Origin of the sequence: Actinophytocola sp. (assembly GCF_036555685.1) — a bacterium.
Taxonomy (GTDB): domain Bacteria; phylum Actinomycetota; class Actinomycetes; order Mycobacteriales; family Pseudonocardiaceae; genus Actinophytocola.
Genome location: NZ_DATBKY010000044.1, coordinates 1 through 1702, shown reverse-complemented (window position 1 = coordinate 1702; position 1702 = coordinate 1). Strand labels below are relative to the sequence as shown.

Below are 1702 nucleotides of genomic sequence, written 5' to 3'. Positions count from 1 at the left end.
TCCCTGTGCCTGGACACCGGCCACCTGGCCTACCGGCACGCGGACAACGTGGCCATCATCGACCGCTACCCCGACCGCATCGGCTACGTGCACATCAAGCAGATGGACCCGGCCATCGTGGCCAGGGCCGAGCGCGAGGGCCTCGCCTTCGGCCAGGCCGTGGCCATGGGCGCCAGCTGCGAGCCGCCCCGCGGCGAACCGGTCGTCGAGGATGTGGCCAAGGCCCTGCGCGAGCTCGGCCGGGACCTGTTCGTCGTGGTCGAGCAGGACATGTACCCGTGCGACTTCGGCCAGCCCAAGCCGATCGCCCAGCGCACCTTCACCTACCTGCGCGGCCTCGGCATCGGAGAGGAGAAGGATTAACCATGGACGTCCGCGTCGGCGTCATCGGAGTGGGGATGATCGGCCAGGACCACATCCGCCGGATCACCCAAGTGCTCACCGGCGGGTCAGTGACCGCGGTCAACGACGTCGACACGGCGCGCGCCGGGCAGGTCGCGGCGGTCCTGCCCGGTGTTGGCCAGCACAGGGTGTCAGTCCACGCCACCGCCCAGGACCTGATCGCGGACGGCAACGTCGACGCCGTGCTCGTCGCGTCCTGGGGCCCGGCCCACGAGGAGCAGGTCGTCGCCGCGATCGGCGCAGGCAAGCCGGTGTTCTGCGAGAAGCCGCTCGCGCCGGCCAGCGACGCCTGCCTGCGCATCATGGAGGCCGAGATGGCCGCGGGCCGACGCCTGGTCCAGGTCGGCTTCATGCGGCGTTACGACGCCGGCTACCGGGCCATGAAGGCCGCGCTCGACGACAGCGGCATCGGCGCGCCGCTGCTGATGCACTGCGCGCACCGCAACCCGTCGGTGCCGGACTACGGCTTCACCACCGACATGATCATCAGCGACTCGGCCGTGCACGAGATGGACATCGTCCGATGGCTGTTCGGTGAGGAGATCGTGGCGGCCACCGTGCTGACGCCGCGCCGCGCCGGCCAGGCCCCCGACGGCCTGCAGGACCCGCTGATCCTGCTGCTCGAGATGGCCAACGGCGTGCTCGTCGACGACGAGCTGTTCGTCAGCGCCCGGTACGGCTACGACGTCCGCGGCGAGGTCGTCTGCGAGACCGGCACCGTCGCCCTGGCCGACGTCAGCGAGGTGACCGTGCGGGCTCAGAACCGGTACGGCGGCCGCGTCCCGGTCGACTGGCGCGACCGGTTCATCCGCGCCTACGACGCCGAACTGCAGGAATGGCTGAACGCGGTGGCCGCGGGCAGCGCCGCCGGCCCCAGTTCGTGGGACGGCTACGCCGCCGCGGCGGTCACCGACGCCGCCCTGGAGGCCCTGCGCACCGGCCAGCGCACCGCGGTGTCCATGCCCGAACGTCCTGAGTTCTACGCCAAATGAAGATCACCCTCGACCCCTACATGTTCCGCCGGGTGCCGCTGGCCGAGCTGCCCGGCCTGGTCGCGGACCTGGGCTACGAGTACATCGAGCTCTCGCCTCGTGAGGATTTCCTGCCCTTCTTCCTGCACCCGCGGGCGGACAAGGCGCAGATCGCCGCGTTCGGCCGGGCCCTGGACGCGGCCGGGGTGAAGATCGCCTCGGTGCTGCCGCTGTACCGGTGGTCCGGCCCGGACGAGGACGAGCGCCAGGCCGCGGTGCGGTACTGGAAACGAGCCATCCAGATCACCGCGGACCTCGGCGCGGACACC

Annotated in this window: 2 protein-coding genes and 1 pseudogene; all 3 read left to right on the top strand. The window is 71.2% G+C overall.

From position 1 onward, the window contains the following. A pseudogene (locus VH969_RS04680) lies at window positions 1–363 on the top strand (2-keto-myo-inositol dehydratase); the annotation flags it as partial. 2 nt (window positions 364–365) lie between these two features. Then, window positions 366–1394, top strand: a complete 1029-nt coding sequence (locus tag VH969_RS04675) for a Gfo/Idh/MocA family oxidoreductase (protein ID WP_331970886.1) — start codon at window positions 366–368, stop codon at window positions 1392–1394. Further along, window positions 1391–1702: sugar phosphate isomerase/epimerase family protein (locus VH969_RS04670; protein ID WP_331970883.1), on the top strand; the 312-nt coding region annotated here is incomplete at its 3' end. The genes VH969_RS04675 and VH969_RS04670, both read left to right, overlap by 4 nt.